Source organism: Caulobacter sp. GW821-FHT09B11, assembly GCF_059418205.1.
In genome coordinates, this window is sequence record NZ_JBWKPK010000003.1 from 238,087 (window position 1) to 259,407 (window position 21,321).

The 21,321-nt window shown below is 68.3% G+C and carries 15 protein-coding genes; 12 read left to right on the forward strand and 3 right to left on the reverse strand.

The window, feature by feature from the left end; all coding sequences use genetic code 11:
- Window positions 1–238: 238 nt before the first annotated feature.
- From AC07N1_RS03475 to ku, 6 genes are all read left to right on the forward strand, one after another.
- Complete coding sequence (locus AC07N1_RS03475) at window positions 239–1,303, forward strand: glycosyltransferase family 4 protein (protein WP_494670526.1); 1,065 nt, start codon at window positions 239–241, stop codon at window positions 1,301–1,303.
- Between the two features lie 136 nt (window positions 1,304–1,439).
- Window positions 1,440–3,593 (forward strand): amylo-alpha-1,6-glucosidase, encoded by a 2,154-nt coding sequence (locus AC07N1_RS03480; protein ID WP_494670527.1) that lies wholly within the window; start codon window positions 1,440–1,442, stop codon window positions 3,591–3,593.
- Window positions 3,594–3,642: 49 nt separating this feature from the next.
- Window positions 3,643–5,439, forward strand: a complete 1,797-nt coding sequence (locus tag AC07N1_RS03485) for a glycoside hydrolase family 15 protein (RefSeq protein WP_494670528.1) — start codon at window positions 3,643–3,645, stop codon at window positions 5,437–5,439.
- Window positions 5,440–5,571: 132 nt separating this feature from the next.
- Complete coding sequence (otsB, locus tag AC07N1_RS03490) at window positions 5,572–6,366, forward strand: trehalose-phosphatase (RefSeq protein WP_494670529.1); 795 nt, start codon at window positions 5,572–5,574, stop codon at window positions 6,364–6,366.
- Entirely contained in the window at window positions 6,363–7,829 is a 1,467-nt protein-coding gene (locus AC07N1_RS03495) for an alpha,alpha-trehalose-phosphate synthase (UDP-forming) (RefSeq protein WP_494670530.1), read from the forward strand. Before otsB ends, AC07N1_RS03495 begins: the two co-directional genes overlap by 4 nt.
- A gap of 1 nt (window position 7,830) precedes the next feature.
- On the forward strand, window positions 7,831–8,661 hold the full coding sequence (gene ku, locus AC07N1_RS03500) for a non-homologous end joining protein Ku (RefSeq protein ID WP_494670531.1): 831 nt from the start codon (window positions 7,831–7,833) through the stop codon (window positions 8,659–8,661).
- Window positions 8,662–8,795: 134 nt separating this feature from the next.
- On the opposite strand, the gene AC07N1_RS03505 is transcribed toward ku, so the two are convergent.
- A complete protein-coding gene (locus AC07N1_RS03505) occupies window positions 8,796–10,109 on the reverse strand; it encodes an MFS transporter (protein WP_494670532.1) in 1,314 nt (437 codons plus the stop codon).
- Window positions 10,110–10,197: 88 nt separating this feature from the next.
- Complete coding sequence (locus AC07N1_RS03510) at window positions 10,198–12,846, reverse strand: TonB-dependent receptor (protein ID WP_494670533.1); 2,649 nt, start codon at window positions 12,844–12,846, stop codon at window positions 10,198–10,200.
- A 264-nt stretch (window positions 12,847–13,110) separates the two neighbouring features.
- On the opposite strand from AC07N1_RS03510, the gene AC07N1_RS03515 reads away from it, so the two are divergent.
- From AC07N1_RS03515 to AC07N1_RS03535, 5 genes are all read left to right on the forward strand, one after another.
- Entirely contained in the window at window positions 13,111–13,665 is a 555-nt protein-coding gene (locus AC07N1_RS03515) for a TetR/AcrR family transcriptional regulator (RefSeq protein WP_494670534.1), read from the forward strand.
- Window positions 13,666–13,744: 79 nt separating this feature from the next.
- Window positions 13,745–14,638, forward strand: a complete 894-nt coding sequence (locus AC07N1_RS03520; RefSeq protein WP_494670535.1) for an SMP-30/gluconolactonase/LRE family protein — start codon at window positions 13,745–13,747, stop codon at window positions 14,636–14,638.
- Complete coding sequence (locus AC07N1_RS03525; protein ID WP_494670536.1) at window positions 14,638–15,846, forward strand: serine hydrolase domain-containing protein; 1,209 nt, start codon at window positions 14,638–14,640, stop codon at window positions 15,844–15,846. Before AC07N1_RS03520 ends, AC07N1_RS03525 begins: the two co-directional genes overlap by 1 nt.
- On the forward strand, window positions 15,843–17,015 hold the full coding sequence (locus AC07N1_RS03530) for an aromatic ring-hydroxylating dioxygenase subunit alpha (protein WP_494670537.1): 1,173 nt from the start codon (window positions 15,843–15,845) through the stop codon (window positions 17,013–17,015). The genes AC07N1_RS03525 and AC07N1_RS03530 overlap by 4 nt, the downstream gene beginning before the upstream one ends.
- Before the next feature lie 4 nt (window positions 17,016–17,019).
- The gene (locus AC07N1_RS03535) at window positions 17,020–17,442 is read left to right on the forward strand and encodes a DUF2141 domain-containing protein (RefSeq protein WP_494670538.1); all 423 of its coding nucleotides are present in this window, start codon (window positions 17,020–17,022) and stop codon (window positions 17,440–17,442) included.
- A 166-nt stretch (window positions 17,443–17,608) separates the two neighbouring features.
- On the opposite strand, the gene AC07N1_RS03540 is transcribed toward AC07N1_RS03535, so the two are convergent.
- The gene (locus AC07N1_RS03540; RefSeq protein ID WP_494670539.1) at window positions 17,609–18,523 is read right to left on the reverse strand and encodes a hydroxymethylglutaryl-CoA lyase; all 915 of its coding nucleotides are present in this window, start codon (window positions 18,521–18,523) and stop codon (window positions 17,609–17,611) included.
- 176 nt (window positions 18,524–18,699) lie between these two features.
- On the opposite strand from AC07N1_RS03540, the gene AC07N1_RS03545 reads away from it, so the two are divergent.
- Window positions 18,700–21,180, forward strand: a complete 2,481-nt coding sequence (locus tag AC07N1_RS03545) for a TonB-dependent receptor (protein WP_494670540.1) — start codon at window positions 18,700–18,702, stop codon at window positions 21,178–21,180.
- Window positions 21,181–21,321: the final 141 nt, after the last annotated feature.

The window sequence follows — 21,321 nt, forward strand, 5'->3', positions numbered from 1 at the left end:
CTTTCAGGCTCTGTCTCACCGTTGACGGGTCTCGCACGCACTTGCGCGCGGCCCCTCCGCGCACTTCTCAAATGGCAATTCCGCGTCGGCTTCGTCAACGCGAGGATCGTGAAAGACGAACGGCCAAGGTCGCCTTTTGGTTCTTTCTCACGTTGCGGAACCTTAACGCCACACTCGCGGTTTGCACTCCGACGTCGGCGCCTTTGCGCCACAATCGTCCTTGGCAGGATCACCACACATGAGAATCGCCCAGGTTCCCCCCCTGTATGAAGCCGTTCCGCCGCGGTTCTACGGCGGGACGGAACGGGTGGTCGCGCACCTGACCGACGCCCTGGTCGATCTCGGCCACGAGGTCACCCTGTTCGCCTCGGCCGAAGCCCGCACCAAGGCCGACCTGGTGGTCGTCCGCGACCAGGCGATCCGCCTGGACCCCGCCCCGCTGAAATCCGACCTCGCCGCCCACATCGCCATGCTGGCAGAAGTCCGCCGCCGCGCCGACGACTTCGACGTCATCCACTTCCATACCGACATGATCCACTTCCCGCTGTTCGAAGGCATGGCGGGAAAGACCCTGACCACCCTGCACGGGCGGCTGGATTTGAAAGACCTGCCGGGCGTCTATCGCCGCTGGCCGCAGTTTCCGCTGGTGTCGATCTCCGACAGTCAGCGCGCGCCCCTGCCCTTCGCCAACTGGGCCGGCACGGTGCTGCACGGCATGTGCGCCGAGATCTACGAATATCATCCGAAATCAGAAGGTTACCTCGCCTTCCTCGGACGGATCTCGCCGGAGAAGGGTCCGGAACGGGCGATCGCCATCGCCAAGCGCGTGGGCCGCCGGCTGAAGATCGCCGCCAAGGTCGACGCCGCCGACCGCGAATACTTCCATGCCGTCGTCGAGCCGCTGCTCGACCACCCGCTGATCGAGTTCGTCGGCGAGATCGGCGACGCCGAGAAGTCGGCTTTCCTGGGCGGCGCGGACGCCCTGCTCTTCCCCATCGCGTGGCCCGAGCCGTTCGGCCTGGTGATGATCGAGGCCATGGCCTGCGGCACGCCGGTGATCGCCTACCAGTGGGGCTCGGTGCCCGAGGTGATCGAGGAAGGCGTGACCGGCTTCATCGTCGACGACGAGGACGAGGCCGTGGCCGCCCTGCGCCGGCTGCCCGACCTGTCGCGCCAGACGGTGCGCGCGCGGTTCGAGACCCGGTTCTCGGCCCACGCCATGGCCCGTCGATACGAAGACCTCTACGGCCGCCTGGACGAGGCGGCCCAGCCGCCGCGCCTGACCCTGGCCCAGAGCGCCTGATCCGTCGGCGGCCCAGTCCAACGGCCAAGCTGCCGGCCTGAGGCCGCATTGTGTTTTCAAGTTTCAGCGACCGCGCCCCCACCGGCGCGGCCGCTGATCGCGTTTAAGACCCAGCGTTCCGGATAAGGGGCATCGAATGGACGACCTCGCACCGACCCCGTTGACCGCCGGCGAGCAGGGCGAAACCGGCGAACCCCGCGTTCCCTATCGGCTGTTCGCCCTGAAGGACCGCGACACCTTCCTGGTGGCCGACGCCTTCGGCGACGTGCTGGGGGCGGCCGACGGCCTGTTCCACGACGACACCCGGCTGCTGTCGCGCCTGCGGCTGCTGATCGGCGGCAAGCCGCCGGCCCTGCTGAGCGCCAGCGTCTCGCAGGACAACGTCTTCTTCACCTCGCACTCGACCAATCAGACCGTCCAGTCGCTGGGCGGATCCTCGGCGCCGCACGGCGCGATCCACATCGAGCGCAAGCGCTTCCTGTGGTCCGAGCGGCTTTATGAACGCCTGCGCTTCGTCAACTACAGCCGCGACATGGTCATCCTGCCGGTGCTCCTGGAGTACGACGCCGACTTCCACGACATGTTCGAGGTGCGCGGCTCCAAGCGGAAAGCCAGGGGCCGGGTGCTGCCGGCCGAGCTCAACGGCCGCTCGGTGCGCTTCGCCTACCAGGGCCTGGACGAGCTGCGCCGCGACAGCGTCATCGCCTTCTCCGAGCCGCCGGGACGCCTGACGCCGCAGCGGGCCGAGTTCATGTTCATGCTGACGCCGGACACCCATTTCGACCTCTATCTCGAGGTCGGGCCGGTTCCGGACCACCCGCCGACCCGCGAGCGCTGGCGCGCCGCCGCCGCCCGGGCGCGGCTGGACATGCGCGGCCGCCGCCGGCGGGGCGCGCGACTGAACAGTTCCGGCCGCCTCTTCAACGACTGGCTGGAGAAGTCGCGGGCGGATCTCGCCCTGCTGACCACCGAGTTCGAAACCGGCCCCTATCCCTATGCCGGCATCCCGTGGTTCTCGACCCCGTTCGGCCGCGACGCCATCATCACCGCCTGGCAGGTGCTGTGGATCGAGCCGCGCCTGGCCAAGGGCGTGCTGGCCTATCTGGCCGCCCACCAGGCCGAGGAGGTCAGCGCCTTCCGCGACAGCGCGCCCGGCAAGATCATGCACGAGACCCGCAAGGGCGAGATGACCGCCCTCGGCGAGCTGCCCTTCGGCCGCTACTACGGCGGGGTCGACACCACGCCGCTGTTCGTGGCCCTGGCCTGCGCCTATGCCGAGCGAACCGGGGACCTGGCCTTCATCGACAGTCTTTGGCCGCGGCTGCAAGCGGCCATCGGCTGGATAGAACACTTCGGCGACAGCGACGGCGACGGCCTGATCGACTACGCCCGGGGCGCCGACACCGGCCTTTCCAACCAGAACTGGAAGGACAGCGAGGACAGCGTCTTCCACGCCGACGGCAAGTTCCCCGATGGCCCGATCGCCGTGGTCGAGGTGCAGGGCTACGCCTTCGCCGCCTTCAAGGGCATGGCGGATCTCGCCCGCCGGCGCGGCGAGGCCGATCTGGCCGGACGCTGGGCCGCCAGGGCCGAGTATCTGCGGACCATGGTCGAGGAGCGGTTCTGGATGGAGGACAAGGGCTTTTACGCCATGGCCATCGACGGCCACGGCCAGCCCTGCCGGGTGCGCGGCTCCAATCCCGGGCACCTGCTGTTCTGCGGCCTGCCTTCGCCCGAGCGCGCCGCCAAGGTGGCCGAAACCCTGCTTTCGAACGTGTTCCACAACGGCTTCGGCGTGCGGACCCTGGCCGAGGGCGAGCCGCGCTTCAATCCGATGAGCTATCACAACGGCTCGGTCTGGCCGCACGACACCGCCATCTGCGCCATGGGCCTGGCCCGCTACGGCCATCGCGACGGGGTGGTGCGGATGACCTCGGGCCTGTTCGAGACCGCGGCCCACTACGAGATGCGCCTGCCGGAGCTGTTCTGCGGCTTTCCCCGCCAGCCGGGCGAGCCGCCGGTGGCCTATCCTGTGGCCTGCCTGCCCCAGGCCTGGGCGGCGGGCTCGGCCTTCATGATGCTCCAAGCCTGTTTGGGCATCACCGTCGACGGCTGGGCCGGCGAGATCCGCATCCAGGAGCCGCGCCTGCCGATCGGCATCGACAGCCTGTCGATCGAGAACCTGGGCGTCGGCGACAAGCTGACCGACCTTTCCTTCGAGCACGTCGGCCGCCATGTCACGGTGCAAAGCGGCCGACATTCGACCGTGCCGATCCTGACCCGCAGCTAGTCTTCGCGTCCCCCAGTCACCGCGTACCCAAGAGCAAGAAGAGCATCCCATGCCCCAGAATCTCGACCTCTTCCCGATCGGCAACTGCGCCGTGAACGCCCTGATCGACCGCGACGGCCGGTTCGTCTGGGGCTGCATGCCTCGGGTCGACTCCGATCCGGTGTTCTCGACCCTGCTCAGCGGCCTGGAGTCGCCGTTCGAGGGCGGCAAGGGGCTATGGGACGTGGTCGTGGACGGCGCGACGAGCGTTGAGCAGGCCTATCTGCGCAACACCCCGATCCTGCGCACGGTGATCACCGACGCCGACGGGGCGAGCCTGGAGATCATCGACTTCGCGCCGCGCTTCCAGCAGTTCAGCCGCATCTATCGTCCCACCGCCTTCATCCGGCTGGTGCGGCCGCTGAGCGGGGTGTGCCGCGCCACCATCCGCCTGCGGCCAACGGCCAGCTGGGGCGGCCGCCTGGCCGAGCACACCAACGGCTCCAACCACATCCGCTATCTTTGCTCGGACATGACGATCCGGCTGACGACGGATTGCCCGGTCTCGCACATCCTGGAAGAACGCACGTTCCGCATCGAGCGGCCGATCGCCATGTTCCTCGGGGCCGACGAGGGCTTCGACGCCGACGTCGGGGCCACCTGCGCCCGCATGCTGCAACAGACCGAGGACTATTGGCTGAACTGGGTGCGGGGTCTCGCCGTGCCGCTCGACTGGCAGTCGGCGGTGATCCGCGCGGCCATCACCCTGAAGCTCTGCACCCACGAGGAGACCGGCGCGATCGTCGCGGCCATGACCACCTCGGTGCCCGAGCACGCCAACAGCGGCCGCAACTGGGACTACCGCTACTGCTGGCTGCGCGACGCCTACTACGTGGTCCAGGCCCTCAACCGCCTGGGGGCGGTCGACATCCTGGAGAACTACCTCTCCTACCTGCGCAACATCGTCGACCGGGCGGCCGGCGGCCACATCCAGCCGCTGTTCGGTGTGGGCTACGAGCCGGCGCTGATCGAGCGCTTCGCCCCGGATCTGGCCGGCTATCGCGGCATGGGGCCGGTGCGGATCGGCAACCAGGCCTTCGAGCACCAGCAGCACGACGTCTACGGCCAGATCGTGCTGTCCTCGACCCAGGCCTTCTTCGACGAGCGCCTGCTGCGGCCGGCCACCGTCGACGACTTCAAGGCCCTGGAGCCGGTGGGCGAGCGGGCCTTCCAGCTGCACGACCAGCCCGACGCCAGCCTGTGGGAGTTCCGCGGCCGGGCCAATGTTCACACCTATTCCTCGGTGATGTGCTGGGCCGCCTGCGACCGCCTAGGCAACGTCGCCGACAAGCTGGGCCTGGCCGATCGCGCCGCCTTCTGGAACGAGCGCGCGGCGAAGGTGCGGGGCGCCATCGACAGCCAGGCCTGGAACGAGACCCTGGGCCGGTTCGCGGCCACTTTCGGCGGCGAGGAACTGGACGCCAGCCTGCTGCAGCTCGTGGACCTGCGCTACATCGCCGCCGACGACCCGCGCAACAAGGCCACGGTGGCGGCCATCGAGGCGGGGCTGCGCAAGGGCAGCTACCTGCTGCGCTACGCCCTGCCCGACGACTTCGGCACGCCGCAGACGGCCTTCAACATCTGCACCTTCTGGCTGATCGAGGCCCTCTATCTGGAGGGCCGCATCGAGGAGGCCCGGGGCCTGTTCCAGGAGATGCTCGACCGCCGAACGGCCGCCGGCCTGCTGTCGGAGGACATCGGTTTCGAGGACGGCGAGCTGTGGGGCAACTACCCGCAGACCTATTCGCTGGTGGGGCTGATCAACTGCGCCGCCCTGCTCAGCCGGCCGTGGACTTCCGTCCGCTGACGGAGCGTCAACCCAGCAGGGCGCACGTTTTGGTGAGCGAAACGTGACGCACAGCTGGACCGTGCAGGGGATCGAAACCGGCCGCGGATGCGTTGTTGGCGCCTAGTTCCATAGTGAAAGGGGCCTAACTGCATGACCGTGTACGGGTCTGCCGCTCGGCTTGCGCCGTCGGATCTTCCGCCGCCGCCCATCAAGTTTCCCAGTAACGCCGCCTTGTTCCTCGACCTCGACGGAACACTCGCCCCCATCATGCCGCGTCCGGACGACGTCGGTCCCGACGCCGCGCGCGCGGCCCTGCTGGCGCGCCTGCGCACGGCCTTGAACGACCGCGTGGCCGTGGTCAGCGGCCGCTCGCTGGACGATCTTTCCCGCATCCTCGGCCAGGACGGCGTGGCCTATCTGGCCGCCGTGCACGGGCTGGAACGCCGCACGCCCGCCGGCGCCTGGCGGTCCGAGCCCCACGAGGGCCTGGCCGCGGCCCGCGACGTGCTGGGCGATCTGGCCCGCTGCGATCGCGGCCTGCTGCTCGAGGACAAGCACCTGAGTCTCGCCCTGCACTACCGCAACACGCCCTCGGCCGCCGACGCCGTGGTCGAAGCGGCCGAGCGCCTGGCGCGCCAGACCGGCCTCGTGCTGCAACTGGGCGACATGGTCGCCGAGCTGCGCACGCCCGGCCAGGACAAGGGCTCGTCGGTCGCCGCCCTGCTGCGCGAACCGGCCTTCCATGGCGCCGCGCCGATCTTCGTCGGCGACGACCTGACCGACGAGGACGGCTTCGAGGCCGCCCGCCGCCTGGGCGGCTTCGGCGTGCTGGTCGGGGCCGAGCGCCCCACCGCCGCCACCTATCGCCTGGACGGCCCGCAGGCCGTTCACGCCTGGCTGGACGCCGCAGCCCAGGCCGTCACGACCAGCGAGGCAGCCCGATGAGCCGCCTGATCGTCGTTTCGAACCGCGTCAATCCGCCGTCCGGCAAGGGTGAGGAAAGCGTCGGGGGCCTGGCCATGGCCCTGGCCGCGGCCCTGCGCGAATATTCCGGTATCTGGTTCGGCTGGAGCGGCAAGACCACGCCGGAGTTCACCGGCCAGCTGTCGATGCAGCGCATCGAGGGCGTGACCGTGGCCACGGTCGACCTCGAGGAAGGCGACTACCAAGAGTACTATAACGGCTACGCCAACAAGACGCTGTGGCCGCTGTTCCACTACCGCGTCGACCTGACCGCCTACGACCGCTCGTTCGGCGAGGGCTACGACCGGGTCAACAAGCGTTTCGCCGAGACCCTGCGCCCGCTGATCGAGCCGGACGACATCATCTGGGTGCACGACTACCACCTGATCCCGATGGCGCGGGAGCTGCGGCGACTGGGCGTGACCAACCGCATCGGCTTCTTCCTGCACATCCCCTGGCCGGCCCACCAGCTGGTGGTCACCCTGCCCCGCCACCGGCCGCTGGTGGAGGCGATGTTCCACTACGACCTGATCGGCTTCCAGACCGAGGAAAGCCTGCAGGCCTTCGAGGGCTATGTGCTCAACGAGGTCGGCGGCGAGAAGACCGAGGACGGGCGGCTGCGCGCCTTCGGCCAGGTGACCGAGGCCGGGGCCTTCCCGATCGGCATCGACGCCGAGGACTTCGCCCGCATCACCAAGAGCTCGCGGGCCATGCGGGTCTATGACCGGATGGCGGCCCACAGCGTGTTCCGCAAGATGGTCGTGGGCGTCGATCGCCTCGACTACTCCAAGGGCCTGGAAGAGCGCCTGATCGGCTTCGAGCGCTTCCTGCACGACAACGAGGACGCGCGAAACGAGGTCATGCTGCTGCAGATCGCGCCGATCTCGCGCGACGAGGTCGAGGCCTACCAGGACATCCGCCATCGCCTGGACGGCCTGATCGGCCGGATCAACGGCGCCTATGCCGAGATGGATTTCACGCCGATCCGCTATCTCAACCGCTCCTACCGGCGCGACGAGCTGGCGGGGGTCTATCGCGCAGCCAGGGCGGCGCTGGTCACGCCCCTGCGCGACGGCATGAACCTGGTGGCCAAGGAATATGTCGCCTCGCAGAACCCCGACGATCCGGGCGTGCTGATCCTGTCGCGCTTCGCCGGCGCCGCGCGGCAGATGAAGGAGGCGCTGATCATCAATCCCAACAGCCCGGAGGAAATCTCCGACGCGCTGAGCCGGGCGCTCGCCATGGACGAAGGCGAGCGCAAGCGGCGCTGGGAGGCCTTGATGGACAACGTCACCCGCCAGGACGTCACCGCCTGGCGTGACGACTTCGTGGCCGCCCTGAAGGGGCGTCCGCCTGTGGCCGAGGCGGCCAACACTGAAGTCCCCGAGGAGGATCCGCCGGTCGTGGCGGTCAAGAAGGCCGCCCTGGTCGGAGCCAAGAAGTAGCATGGCCGCCCGCCCCACCTGGCAGGGCCACCTGCGGCTCTCGCTAGTGACCTGCCCGGTGGCGCTCTACACCGCCACCAATCCCGGCGGCGAGGTGCGGTTCAACCTGCTGCACCCCAAGACCCACAACCGCATCAAGATGGTGGCGACGGACCCGGACCTCGGGCCCGTCGAGCGGTCGGACCTGGTGAAGGGATACGAGGTCGAGAAGGACCGCTACGTCATCGTCACGCCCGAGGAGATCGAGAGCGTGCGGCTGGAAAGCACCCGCACCATCGACATCGAGCGCTTCGTCGATATGGCCGACATCGACCGGCTGTACTGGGACAACCCGTATTTCCTGGTTCCGGACGGCAAGCTGGCGGTCGAGGCCTATTCGGTGATCCGCGACGCCATGGCGGGCGCCAGGCGCATCGCCCTGGGCCGCGTGGTCATGCACACCCGCGAGCGGTTGCTGGCCATCGAGCCGCGCGGCAAGGGCCTGGTCGCCTGGTCGCTGCGGTCCTTCGACGAGGTGCGCGATCCGGCCGACCTGTTCGACGATATCCCGGCCAAGAAGGCCGACGCCTCGATGATCGCCATCGCCCGCAAGATCATCGAGCAGCAGGACGGCCTGTTCGAACCCGAGGCCTTCAAGGACCGCTACGAGGACGCCCTGCGCGAGCTGATCAAGCGCAAGGAAAAGGGCGGCAAGGCCAAGGTCTCGGCCGCTCCGCCCGAGGACACCAACGTGGTCGACCTGATGGAGGCGCTGCGCAAGAGCCTGGGGGGCAAGGCGCCGGCGAAGAAGCCAGCGACGAAGACCCCAGCCAAGACCAAGAAAGCCTCCTAGCGCCCCAAAATCCGAGCATCCCCGCGAAGGCGGGGATCCAAGCTGAGCGTATCGTCAGGACGCGACGCATCTCACCCGACTCGGCTTGGACCCCCGCCTTCGCGGGGGAGATCGGTGTTTTCAGCGAATGCCGCTTAAGCCGCCTCGGCTGCCGGCGCCTTGGCTTCCTTCAGACGCAGGTAGATGCAGCCGAAGCCGACGATCGCGTTGAGGATGCCCACCAGCACGAACGGCGAGGCCGGGCCGACGACGTCGAACAGCACGCCGCCGACAGTGCCCAGCACCAGGATGCCGAACGCGCCGCACAGGTTGAAGAAGCCGATGACGGCGCCGCGGCCCTCCTCCGGCGCTTCCTTGCCGATCAGGGCCTGCGAGCCGATGAAGGCGCTGATCTGGCCAACGCCCAGCAGCACGAACAGCGGCATGGCCGCCTTGCTCAGCGGATCGTCGATGAACATCGTCGCCAGATAGCCGACGCCGCCCAGCAGCATGCAGGCGGCAAGAGCCGTCAGACGGTGGGCCTTGTCGATCATCAGGGCCACGACCACGGGCCACAGCAGGGCCGCCGACTGGGCGACGATGAACGGGATGCGGCCCTGGTCGAGGGCGTCGGCCAGCGAGGCGCCGTTCTCCAGCGCCGCCTTCTTGCCCCAGGCGATGGCGTAGGCGCCGACGATGGCCAGGTCGCCCCGGGCAACGAAGGCCGAGGCGTAGGCCAGGACGATGCGCGGATTGGCCTTGGCGGCCGCCACGCCCACGCCCAGCTGGGCCGAGAGCTTGGGACGCTCGACGGTGCGCGTCGCCACACCGGGCTTGAGGCCAAACCACATGACAGCGGCCGAGATCACGCACATCACCGCGGCGATCGCCAGGGCGGCCTGGCCGGCGGCCTTCTCGCCCATGCCGTCGGCGACGAAGATCGAGGGAAGCTTGCCGATGGCGAGCGCCAGAACCACCACGCCCAGGCCGTTGAGCACGCCCGACAGGGCGACGATCTTGCCGCGGTCGCGCGCCTTCACGTAGTCGGCCAGGATGGTCGACAGCATGCCCGTCGTCGCCCCGATGCCGACGGCGTAGACCACCTTGTACAGCGACAGGTCCCACAGGCTGGTGGCCAGCGGATAGAGCAGATAGCCGGCCGCCGTGGCCAGGAAGCCGATGGCGTAGACCGCCCGGCGCCCAACGCGGTCGGCTAGGGCCCCGGCCAGGCCGAACACGAACAGCAGCGCCACCTCGTTGACGAGGTTCAGGATCCCCAGGGCCGAGCCCTGGCGATCGAGCGGCACGCCCAGATTGGCGCTGAGCACGTAGGGCGTCATGATCGCCACGGTCGTGGCCAGGCCGATATTGACGAAGGAGGCGTAGAGCGCGGTCCACATGTTGCCGGCGCTTACGCCCAGCTCGATCGCCACTATGCCGAAGCGCTCGGGATCTTTGGCCTTCGCCATTTGGGGGAACTCCAGGAAAGCTTGGGGGCAAGGAAAAGGCCCGGCGCGCAAGCGCGCCGGGCCTTGGCAGTTCACACGATCAGCAGGATCAGAAGGTCTTGCTGATGCGGATCGAGGCGGCGCGCTTGTCAGGCAGGCTGACGACGTAGGAGCGCGGCGGGGTATTGTTGTTCAGGTCGAAGAAGCCGAAGTCGGTCGCCGCGATGGCGTTCTTCGGCGTGTCGTCGTCGAACAGGTTGGTCACCGCCAGATCGACGCCCCAGGACCCGTCGGTGATCCCAGCCCGCAGATCCGAGACGAAGTAGCTCGGCAGCCAGGTCAGGTTGTTCTGGGTCATGTAGCGCTTGGACTGGTAGCGGCCGCTCAGTTCGGTCGTCCAGGTCCAGCCGGCGCCGACCGGCAGGTCGCCGGTCAGCAGGGCCGAGACGTTCAAGCTGTGCTTGGGCGTCAGCGGCACCGCCTTGCCGGTGTAGTCGCCGCCGGTGGACTCGATCCGGTCGAAGTAGCCGGGGGTCGGGACCTTGTAGTCGGTGAACTCGGCGTCGGTGTAGGTGTAGTTGCCGCTGAGCGTCAGCCAGTTCGTCGCCCGCCAGTCACTGGTCAGGTCGAAGCCCTTGCTTTCGCTTTCGCCGGCGTTCTCGACCGACGGCACCGAGGTGCCGCCCAGAACCTTGGTCGTGCCGATCTGCTGGTTCTTGTAGCGGTTGAAGAAGATGGCGCCGTTCAGAACCAGGTCGCCGCCGAGGAACACGTTCTTCGAGCCGATTTCGAAGCTTTGCAGCTTTTCCGGCTTGAAGGTGGAGTCGACGCTGCCGCTGGTGCCGGTGGTGTCGACGCCGCCCGGCTTGAAGCCTTCGCCGTACGACGCATAGACCGAGTTGCGCGACGAGAGCTTGTAGTTGACCACGAAGTTCGGCGTGAAGGCGTCGGCTCGGACGGTCTTCTTGTCGATCTGGGTGGTCTTGGCGAGCTGGGCGGCCCGCACGGTGGCGGTGCCGGCCGGACCGGAGGTGCAACCCAGCTGAGCCAGGCAGACCAGCTGGACGCCGAACAGGCGATAGTACATCGGCTGGTACGGGCTGCCGCGATAGGCGACCCGTTCCTCGATGTAGCGACCGTCGAAACGCACGGTCAGGGCGTCGGTGACGTCGTATTCGACGCTGCCGGCCCAGGACAGCGAGTCCGTCTCACGCGAGATCTTCAGAGGATAGTCCGCCGTGGCCTTGGCCGTGGTGGTCGGCGCCTGGAAGGCGCCGGTCGCGGTGGCCCCGCCGCCCATGAAGAGCGCCGTCAGGATGGTCAGGCGCGGGTCGGAACCCTCGCGCATCCAGAACTGGTCCTTGTTGATCTGGCTGGCTTGCTCGTGGAAGTACAGGCCTTCCAGCGAGGTGCGCAGCTTGCCGAAGTTCTTGCTCCACCGCAGCGTCTGGCTCTGCTGCTTGGTGTCGAAGTCGTCGTCCAGCATCACCGAGAAGCCGATGGCCGGCAGGCCGCCGGTCGGCGCCACGGTCGAGTAGTTGAGACCGTAGGCCCGCAGGAAGCCCAGATACTGGTAGAGCGAGCCGTAGAACGGCGCCATGCCGGCATAGAGCGGCAGGACGTTGCCCGTCAGGCTGTTGTTGGAGTTGTCGAAGTCCTGGATCTGGGTGGTCTCGCCGCGGGTGATGCCCGTCAGCGAGGTGAACGTGCCCCAGTCGCTTTCGTAGTTGATGTCGAACGAAGCGCGGGTCGCGTCGGTGACCGTGCCCGAGAAGTCCTTACCCGTGCGCGGATCCAGCGAGTAGGACACCGTCCGGCTCTTGACGACGGCGGCGTCGCTGAGATCGCCCTTCACGGTGAAGCCCGGCCGATTGTTGCTCGGATCGGTGACGGCCACGCCGAGATTGGCGGTGTTGGCCGTGCCGGTCGCCGGGTTGACCGCGGTGATGTAGGCCCGGGCCATCTGGTCGTATTCCTCGTGCGAGTGCTGCACGCGGGCGAAGACCGTCAGGTTCTCGGTCGGCTTGATCAGCAGGCCAAGAGCAGCGCCCTTGGACTCGCCGCCGCCGACGCGGGCGCCGCTGACGCTGTTCTTGTACTGGCCGTCGGTTTCCCAGGCGCCGACGTTCAGGCTGAGCGCCAGCTTGTCCTGGACCAGCGGACCGCTCAGCGAGGCCTTGCCTTCCTTGAGGCCGAAGCTGCCGGCCTCGAGACTGGCCTTGCCTTCGAACTCGCTGAGGTTCGGACGCTTGGAGATGTAGTTGATCGCGCCGGAGAAGGCCGAACGGCCGTAGAGCACGCTCTGCGGGCCCTTCACCACTTCGATCCGCTCGGCGTCGACGAAGCGCAAGGACGCCAGCGCACCGCCACCGGCGGTGGCGAAGGCTTCCGACGACGTGTCGATGCCGTCCACCAGGATGGCGACGTTCGGACGGCCCCGAACGGCTTGCACCCCACGAATGGCCGGACGCGTGTCGCTAGGCGTCAGACCCTGGTCAAAGGTTAGGCCCGAGGTGGACTGGGCCACCCGCGAGATATCAGAAATGTTGCGACGTTCGATCGTCTCGGCCGACACCGCGTTGATGGTGATCGGAACGTCTTGCAGAGATTCCGACTTATTCCGCGCCGTGACGGTGATTTCACCAATCACCGTTGGCTCTTCTGAAGTCGTCGTTTGCGCGACGGCTTGCCCCGCGCAAATCAAAAGCGTAAGAGCGCTCGCGCTCGCGCAGTAGATATTCATCGCCGACTTGGTCATGACTCCCCTCTTCAAATCTTGACCACACCCCGCCGCGTTCCCCGCGACTGTTCCCCGCCGGTCAAGATGATGGAGCCGGACCAATACAGGTCTTGCGATAAAGCGTTTGTCCGTCCATCGGATAGGAGTTCAGGAAAGTAAGCCATGCTGTCAGAGATCGCCGCCGCGCCCAAGCCTCGACAATCACGTCGGATCGCCACTGAAGCAGCGATCGTGGAGGCTTTTGGGCGTCTGATGGAGCGCGGAAGCGTCCACGACGCGGGTGTGAACGCCCTAATCAAGGAAGCGGGCGTCGGCAAGAAACAAATCTATGACTATTTCGGCGGACTGGGGGGCGTGGCCGACGCCTGGGTGCGTCGCACGGGCGTCTGGCCCCGCCTGACCGACATGATCGACGAGTCGCTGGAGGTCTTTCACCAGCGCCCGGCCATGGAGCGCCTGCGCATGCTGGTGCGGGCCTACGCCTCGACCCTGCGCGCCCACCCCGCCGTCGCCACCATCATGGCCGGCGAATTCGCCGGGCCGCCCGAACTGCGCGACGCCGTCACCGCCGTGCGCATCCGCATATGGGAAGAGTACGAGCGGCTGTTCATCGGCCAGCGCAGCGAGGACAAGGAGCTGCTGGCCGTGGCCATGACCATGCTGTCGGCCGTCTCCTACATCGGCATGCGCGCCAAGTTCGAGCCCAACTTCTTCGGCTTTGATCTTCACGACGACGCAGCTTGGGATAAGGTCGCAGGCATGCTCGACCACGTGATGGGCCGCTATCAGACGGGCGTCGAGGTCGCGACTACTCGTCAGGCGGATATCGCCGAATAGAAAATTGACCGGTCGGTCCCTTTTTGAAAACCTCCGAGCATCCCGCCAACCGCGGGACTGATGGCACCCGGAGACCTTCATGTTCGGCGACCCCCTCTCTCTTCCCGTCAAACCCCAGGCGGGAGACCTCTGGGTGGCCGCGACCACGGTCACCGACCACCAGCTCAAGCTGGGCCTGTCGCGCATCCTGCTGCTGGGCCCGGACCTTCAGGTGAAGGCCGCGCTGCACACGGGCGACTTCGGCATGGTTTCGGGCCTGGCGGTGAATCCCCGCACCGGCGAGCTAAACGCCCTCGACCCCTTCGCCCGCAACGTCACCCGCATCGACGCCGACGGACGCCGCGTTCCCGGCCAGGCCTCGCTTCTCCCCGGTCGAGGCCTGGGCTCCATGGTGTTCCTGCCCGACGGCGGCGCCCTGGCCGGCGAGCACCTCTCGGGCCTGGCCCCGCCGTTCACCGGCGAAGGCCGCCTGGTGCGCTTCGACGCCGACGGCCGCATCGTGCGCTTCTATCGCCCCGAGTATCATGGCGGCGTGATGGGCTTCCTGGGCGTCACGCACCTTACCCTTCTGTCGGACGGCAAGACCGTGGCCTACGTCTCCGAGACCGGAAACACCGTCTTCCGCTACGACATCGAGGCCGACGCCCAGCTGTCGCCGCTCTATGTCCGCACCGATCCCCCGGGCATGGTGTTCGGCCTGGCGACCGCCCCGAACGACGACGTGCTGGTCAGCTGCGGCAATGAAGTGCGCCGCGTGGCCCAGGACGGCTCGGTGGTCCGCGCCTACGCCGTGCCGGAAGGCCGCGGCTGGTCGTTCCTGCGCGCCGCCGAAGACGGCGCCCACTTCTGGGCCGGCGACTTCTTCTCGGGCCAGCTGGCCAAGATCGCGCTGGACAGCGGCGAGACCGTCGCCAGCGTTCAGCTCGACATTCCGTTCGGCGTGACGTCGATCGTGGAAGCGAAGGCGGCCTGATGGGCAAGAAGCGCAAGATCCTGCTGGCGGGCCTCGGCGTCGTCGTCCTGGCGGGCGCGGCGACCTATGCGTCGGCGCCGCTCTACTGGAGCCGCTATTTCCGCGCCCTGACCGTCAATCCGCTGGAGCCGCCGATCGACTGGTACAAGCCGGTCGCCGTCGTCAAGGGCGCGCCGGACAAGGCCCTGCCGAAGACGACGCCGCAGGCGGCCGGGATCGATCCCGCCGCACTGGCCGCCGCCGCCGACTACGCCGGGGTCCGCAAGTCCGACGCCCTGATCGTCGTCAAGGACGGGGCGATCGTCTACGAGCGCTACTGGAACGGCGTCGGTCCCGAAAGCCGGATGAAGGCCCACTCCTTCACCAAGACCCTGACCGGCATGCTGGTCGGGGCCGCCATCGCCGACGGCAAGATCAAGTCGGTCGACCAGCCGGCCGCCGACTTCATCACCGAGTGGCGCGGCGACGAGCGCTCGAAGATCACCATCCGCGACCTCTTGCAGATGTCGTCGGGCCTTGCGGCGCCGGACTATTCCTACGCGCCGTGGTCCAGCACCATCCGCACCTTCCTGTCGCCGGACCTGGCCAAGGACAACCTGGCCCTGAAGGCGACCCACCCGCCGGGCACGGTGTTCGGCCATCACAACCCCGACCCGGTGGCGCTGAGCGTCATCGTCGAGCGGGCCACCGGCAGGACCTTCGCCGACTACATGTCGGAAAAGCTGTTCCGTCCCCTGGCCATGCATGACGGCCAGCTGTGGCTGGCCAAGGAAGGGGGCCTCGCCCACGGCGACTGCTGCCTGGTCTCGCAGGTGCAGGACTGGATGCGCGTCGGGATCATGCTGGCCAATGGCGGCTCGTTCGAGGGTCGCGAGGTGCTGCCAGCCTCGTACGTCGCGGCAATGAGCGCGCCGGGCAAGGCCAATCCGGGCTACGGCTTCCAGATCTGGCGCGGCCGCCCCTACGCGGCCGACCGCATCTATACCCCCGAGCGCCCCGACAAGAGCAGCAAGTCGGCCGAACCGATCGCCGCGGAAGACGCCATCTTCCTCGACGGCTGGGGCAAGCGACGCCTCTGGATCGTGCCGTCCCAGAAACTGGTTATCCTGCGCGACGGCGTGGATCTCGACGACTGGGACGACACCAAGATACCCAACCTCATCCTCCGCGGGCTCACCCCCGCCCCGCAGCCGGAGAAGACGCCATGATCAAGAACCAATGGTACGTGGCCGACTACAGCGACGAAATTCCCAACGGCGGCCACAAGCGGGTGAAGATGCTGGGCCTGGAGTTCGTGGTGTTCCGCGACTCCAAGGGCAAGGTCAGCTGCCTGTCGGACGTCTGCATCCACCGCGGCGCGTCGCTGGGCAGCGGCATGGTCGTGGATGACGCCATCGAGTGCCCCTATCACGGCTGGCGCTTCAACGGCGGCGGCAAGTGCGTGAAGATCCCGTCGCAGGAGCCGGACGCCAAGATCCCCCCGCGCGCCAAGATCGACTCCTATCCCGTGCAGGAGAAGTACGGGATGATCTGGGTGTTCATGGGCGACCTGCCCGAGGCCGAGCGCCCGCCCCTGCCGCCCTTCCCCGAGTTCGACGATCCGTCCTGGCGCTGCATCCGCGGCACCTACGAGTGGAAGGCCAACTACGCCCGCATCACCGAGAACGGCATCGACCCCTCGCACGCGGCCTTCGTCCACCCGAGCTTCGGCGACAAGGAAGCCCCGCAGGTCCACGAGTTCACCCTCGAGCAGGACGAGTACTCGGCCTATGCCGAGCTGAAGTTCGTGCCGCCCGAGTACAAGGGCATGTGGAAGTTCTTCCGCAAGGCCAAGCGCAGCATGGTCACCGTGCGCAACGGCTTCCACGTCTCGGGCGCCCACGTGCGGATCCAGATCCGCCCGACCCCGACCTGGTCGACGGTGATCTTCGACGTCAACACGCCGATCGACGAGACCACCACGATCACCCGCTGGATCATGGCCCGCAACTTCCTGACCCAGAAGATCTGGGACGGCGACAGCCGCCGCCGCACCCTGCGGATCTTCGAGCAGGACCGCGTGATCATGGAGAAGGTCTGCCCGGAGCTGCTGCCCGTCTATCTGCACGAGGAAGTCAGCGTGAAGTCGGACGGCATCATGGTGGCCTGGCGCAACAAGCGCCGCGAGCTGATCGAGAAGGGCTGGGCGCTGGACGTCGACGCCATGGAGCGCGACATCCAGGGCAAGCGGGCGATGGTCATCCCCTCGCCCGACCGCGCCAACCCCAAGCTGGCCAAGGACTTCCTGCTGAAGACCGTGCCGCTGGTCGACGGCGACCGGGTGCGGCAGGAAGCCCTGAAGCAGCGCCACGGCGCCGCCGCCACGGCCGCGGAGTAGTCCGGTGAAGAGCGTGAGAACGAGCATCCTCGCCCTCGTCGCCGCGCTGGCCGCCACGGGAGCCGCAAACGCGGCTTCCGTGGAGGTTCGCGTCTCCGGGGTCAGCAGCGCCAAGGGCCAGATCGTGGTCTCGGCCTGCGACAAGGCCACCTTCCTGAAGACCTGCCCCTACAACGTGAAGGTCCCCGCCGCCTCCGGCGCGGTGACCGCCAAGATCGCCAACCTGCCGCCCGGCCAGTGGTCGTTCCTGGCCTTCCACGACGAGGACGGCGACGGGGTGATGAAGAAGACTGCCCTGGGCCTGCCCGCCGACGGCGTCGGCCTGTCGCGCGATCCCAAGGCGAGGTTCGGCCCGCCGAAGTTCGAGGACTCAGCGGTGGACGTCGGCGCTGGTGGAGCCAGCGTGGCGGTGAGCCTGAAGTACTGATCCTTCTCCCCTTGTGGGAGAAGGTGTCGGCGTCAGCCGACGGATGAGGGGTCGCACAGACCTGAAACGCCGCGACAGCCGAAAGGCCCGTCGCGGCGTTTTACTTTTGAGAGACCCCTCATCCGACGTCCTTCGGACGCCACCTTCTCCCGCAAGGGGAGAAGGATCAGGCGGGAAATCCGCCCGCCTTCGACACCATCCCCGGCAGCGCCGGCGCGCCCAGCACATCCTTCAGCCAGCCCGCCGTGTCGATCAGCGACGGCAGGTCGAGCCCCGTCGCAACGCCCATCCGCGCGAACATGTAGGCCAGGTCCTCGGTCGGGACGTTGCCTGTCGCCGCCGGGGCGAAGGGGCAGCCGCCGATGCCGCCGATCGAGGCGTCGAGGCTGGCCACGCCCGCGCGCCAGGCGGCGAAGGCGTTGGCCAGGCCCGTGTTGCGGGTGTTGTGGAAGTGGGCGCGCAACACCGCGCCGGGCGCCACGGCGCGGACGGCGCCGAAGCGGGTCTCGACCGCCAGAGGGTCGCCCACGCCGATGGTGTCGGCCAGGGTGATCTCGGTGACGCCGAAGCTCGCCAGTTCGGCGGCGATCCGCGCCACCTGCTCGACCGCCACCTCGCCCTCGAACGGACAGCCGAAGGCCGCCGCGATAGTGACGCCCAGCTTCAGTCCCGCCTGGCGCGCGACCTCGGGCGCCTCTGAGATCTGCCGCAGGGTCTCGAAGACCGGGACGCCCTGGTTGCGGGCGTTGAAGGTCTCGCTGGCCACCACCACGAAATTGACCTCGTCGACATCGGCCGCGATGGCGCGGTCCAGGCCCCGGCGGTTCAGCACGAGGCCGATCAGCGACACGCCGCGCGAGCGCAGATCCTGCTGGCCGCGCAGCCGAGCCATCACCTCGTCGGCGTCGGCCATCTGCGGCACGGCGCGCGGATTGACGAAGCTGACCGCCTCGACACGGCGGGCGCCGGCCTCGACGGCCTTGAGCACCAGGGCGGCCTTGTCGGTCGCCGAGACCATCGTCTTCTCGTTCTGCAGCCCGTCGCGAGGCGACACTTCGACGATCTCGATGCGGGTGGTCATGACGCGTGTTCCTCGACGCCCGCGACACGGGCAGGCATGGCGCGCGAGCATGCGCGGCGGCGCCTTCGAAACCAGCGCCCCGCCCCCGGCGCCCGACAGGCGGGGAGCCCGCGCGGCCGCGCAGCGAACGCCGGTACGCGGCGCAAGCTCCTGCGATCAACGAGGGGAGCCGATCAATGAAAACTGCTGGAACACTCGCCGCCTGCGCCGGCGTATCGCTGCTGGCCCTGGCCTGGGCCGGCGCCGCGTCCGCCCAGGACACCGCCGTCGACGAGGTGGTGGTCACCGCCCGCCAGCGGGCCGAGAACCTGCGCGACGTGCCCGCCGCCGTCTCGGCCCTGAGCCAGGGGACGCTGGAAGCCGCCGGCGTCGCCCGCGCCGCCGACTTCGTCGCCCTGACGCCGGGCGTCAGCCTGGTGCAGGCCGCGGAGCAAGGCGACGCCCAGGTCAACATCCGCGGCGTCAACGGCGCCCGCGACGCCCAGGCCTCGTTCGCCTTCGTCGTCGACGGCGTGCAGATGGCCAATCCGGCCGCCTTCAATCGCGAATTCTCCGACCTGCGCCAGATCGAGGTGGTGAAGGGTCCGCAGGGCGCGGTCTACGGCCGCAACGCCGCCGCCGGGGCGATCATCGTCTCGACGGTCGAGCCGGGCGACGAGTTCGAAGGCTCGGCCAAGCTCAGCGCCGGCAACCGCAAGAGCTACGCCGGCGACCTGCGGGTGGCCGGCCCCCTCACCGACAAGCTGGCCGGCAACCTGTCGGCCGACTGGCGACGCACCGACGGCTTCTACGACAGCCAGTTCAGCGACGGCGCCGTCGACCGCTTCCGCGGCTACAATCTGAACGGCCGCCTGGTGGCGCGCCTGGACGAGAAGACCAAGCTCGACCTCAAGGCCCGTTACGGCCGGCTGACCGCCGGCTCGATCGCCTACAACGCCGTCTTCGCCCTGCCCTCGTTCGCCTCGGTGCTGTCCACACCGTCCTATTACGAGGACGTCAACGACCACGACTTCGTCTTCCAGAACAACGTACAGCACACCAACCGGCAGGAGGCCTTCGAGGTGTCGGCCAAGCTGGAGCGCGACCTGGGCTTCGCGACCCTGACGGCCTGGACGCTCTATTCCGACATCGACAACGACCTGGTCGCCGACGGCACGTCGGCCTCGTTCGGCTTCTTCAACGCCAGCGCCAGTTGCGCGGCCTCGATCGCGGCGCTGAACGCCAAGGGCGTCACCCTGCCCTCGCCGCAGTATCTGGGCACGACGGCCGCCGGTTCGTTCTTCGGCCCCTACACGCCCACCACCTGCGACGGCTACCAGTACCAGAAGCGCGACCAGAGCGACCTGTCGGGCGAGTTGCGCCTGACCTCGCGCTCCGACCAGGCCCTGCGCTGGATGGTCGGCGCCTACGCCCTGCACATCGACCGCGAGGTGGGCGTCGCCACGGGCCTGGACGGCGGCGGCGCGGTTCCGCGCGCCCTCTACGTGCCCTCGTCCTCGGTCTATTCGACCGAGCAGCTCTATTGGGACGACTTCAAGAGCGACGTGGCCGCGGTGTTCGGCCAGTTGGCCTACGACTTCGCGCCCGGCCTCGAAGGCTCGCTGGCCCTGCGCTACGACCGCGAGGAGCGCAAGGTCCACAATCTCGTCCCGACCACCGCGCGCACCAAATACATCGACTTCGACGGCCCGGCCTACACCGGCGGCGCGGCCCTGAACCCCGGCCTGGACGCGACGATCAATCCCGGCGGCATCAAGGACCAGAAGAAGACCTACGACCAGCTTCAGCCCAAGATCGCCCTGCGCTGGAAGGCCAGCCCCGACTGGACGCTCTATGGCGACTGGGGCGTGGGCTTCAAGTCGGGCGGCTTCAACAGCCAGGGCAGCGCCGCGACGGTGAACCTGTTCATCAACCCGGTGCGCACGGCGGCCGGCTACAAGCCGGTGACCATCCGCGACGACTTCGACAAGGAAGTCTCCAGCAGCTTCGAGATCGGGGCCAAGGGCCGGATGCTGGACGGCCGCCTGACCGTGGACGCCGCCGCCTATCACACCGACGTCGACGACATGCAGTTCTTCGAGTTCTTCGTCGGCCCGTTCGGCCTGCTGCGCGTGGTGTCGAACATCGACGAGGTGCGGATCAAGGGCGCGGAGCTGGGCCTGCGGTTCAAGGCCAGCTCGAACCTGATCCTCGAAGCCTCGGGCGCCTATACCGACAGCAAGATCCGCAAGAACAGCGTGCGGCCCGACACCGTCGGCAACGAGTCGCCCTACACGCCGCGCTACACCTGGAACCTGGCGGCGGACTACACCCACCCGCTGCCGCAGAACCTGTCGCTGCACCTGCGGGCCGACGTGCGCGGCACGGGAGCGACCTGGTTCCACGTCGTGCAGGGCCAGGACAACCCGACCGTCTTCGAGCTGAGCTACGGCGCGCTGGGACGGGCCAACTACGCCAAGTCCCGCCGCGACGCCTACACCACCCTGGACCTGCGGGCCGGGGTCGAGGCCGACGCCTGGAGCCTGACAGCCTTCGGCAAGAACGTGCTCGACGAGGACTACGCCGCCGAGGTGATCCCGGCGCCGGAGTTCGGCGGCAGCTTCGTTTCGCCCGCCGCCGGCGCGACCTGGGGCGTGGAGCTCGCCGTGAAGTTCTGACGGTTCGACGGGCGGCGCCCGCACAGCGGTGAAACCCCTCCCCCGATCCGGCGCGCGCCGCCCGATCGGGGGAATGTCGCCCGAATAGGCGTCGCGCCGCCGCCCTGGGGGGATGATGGCGCGCCAGCAAAGAGGCTGACG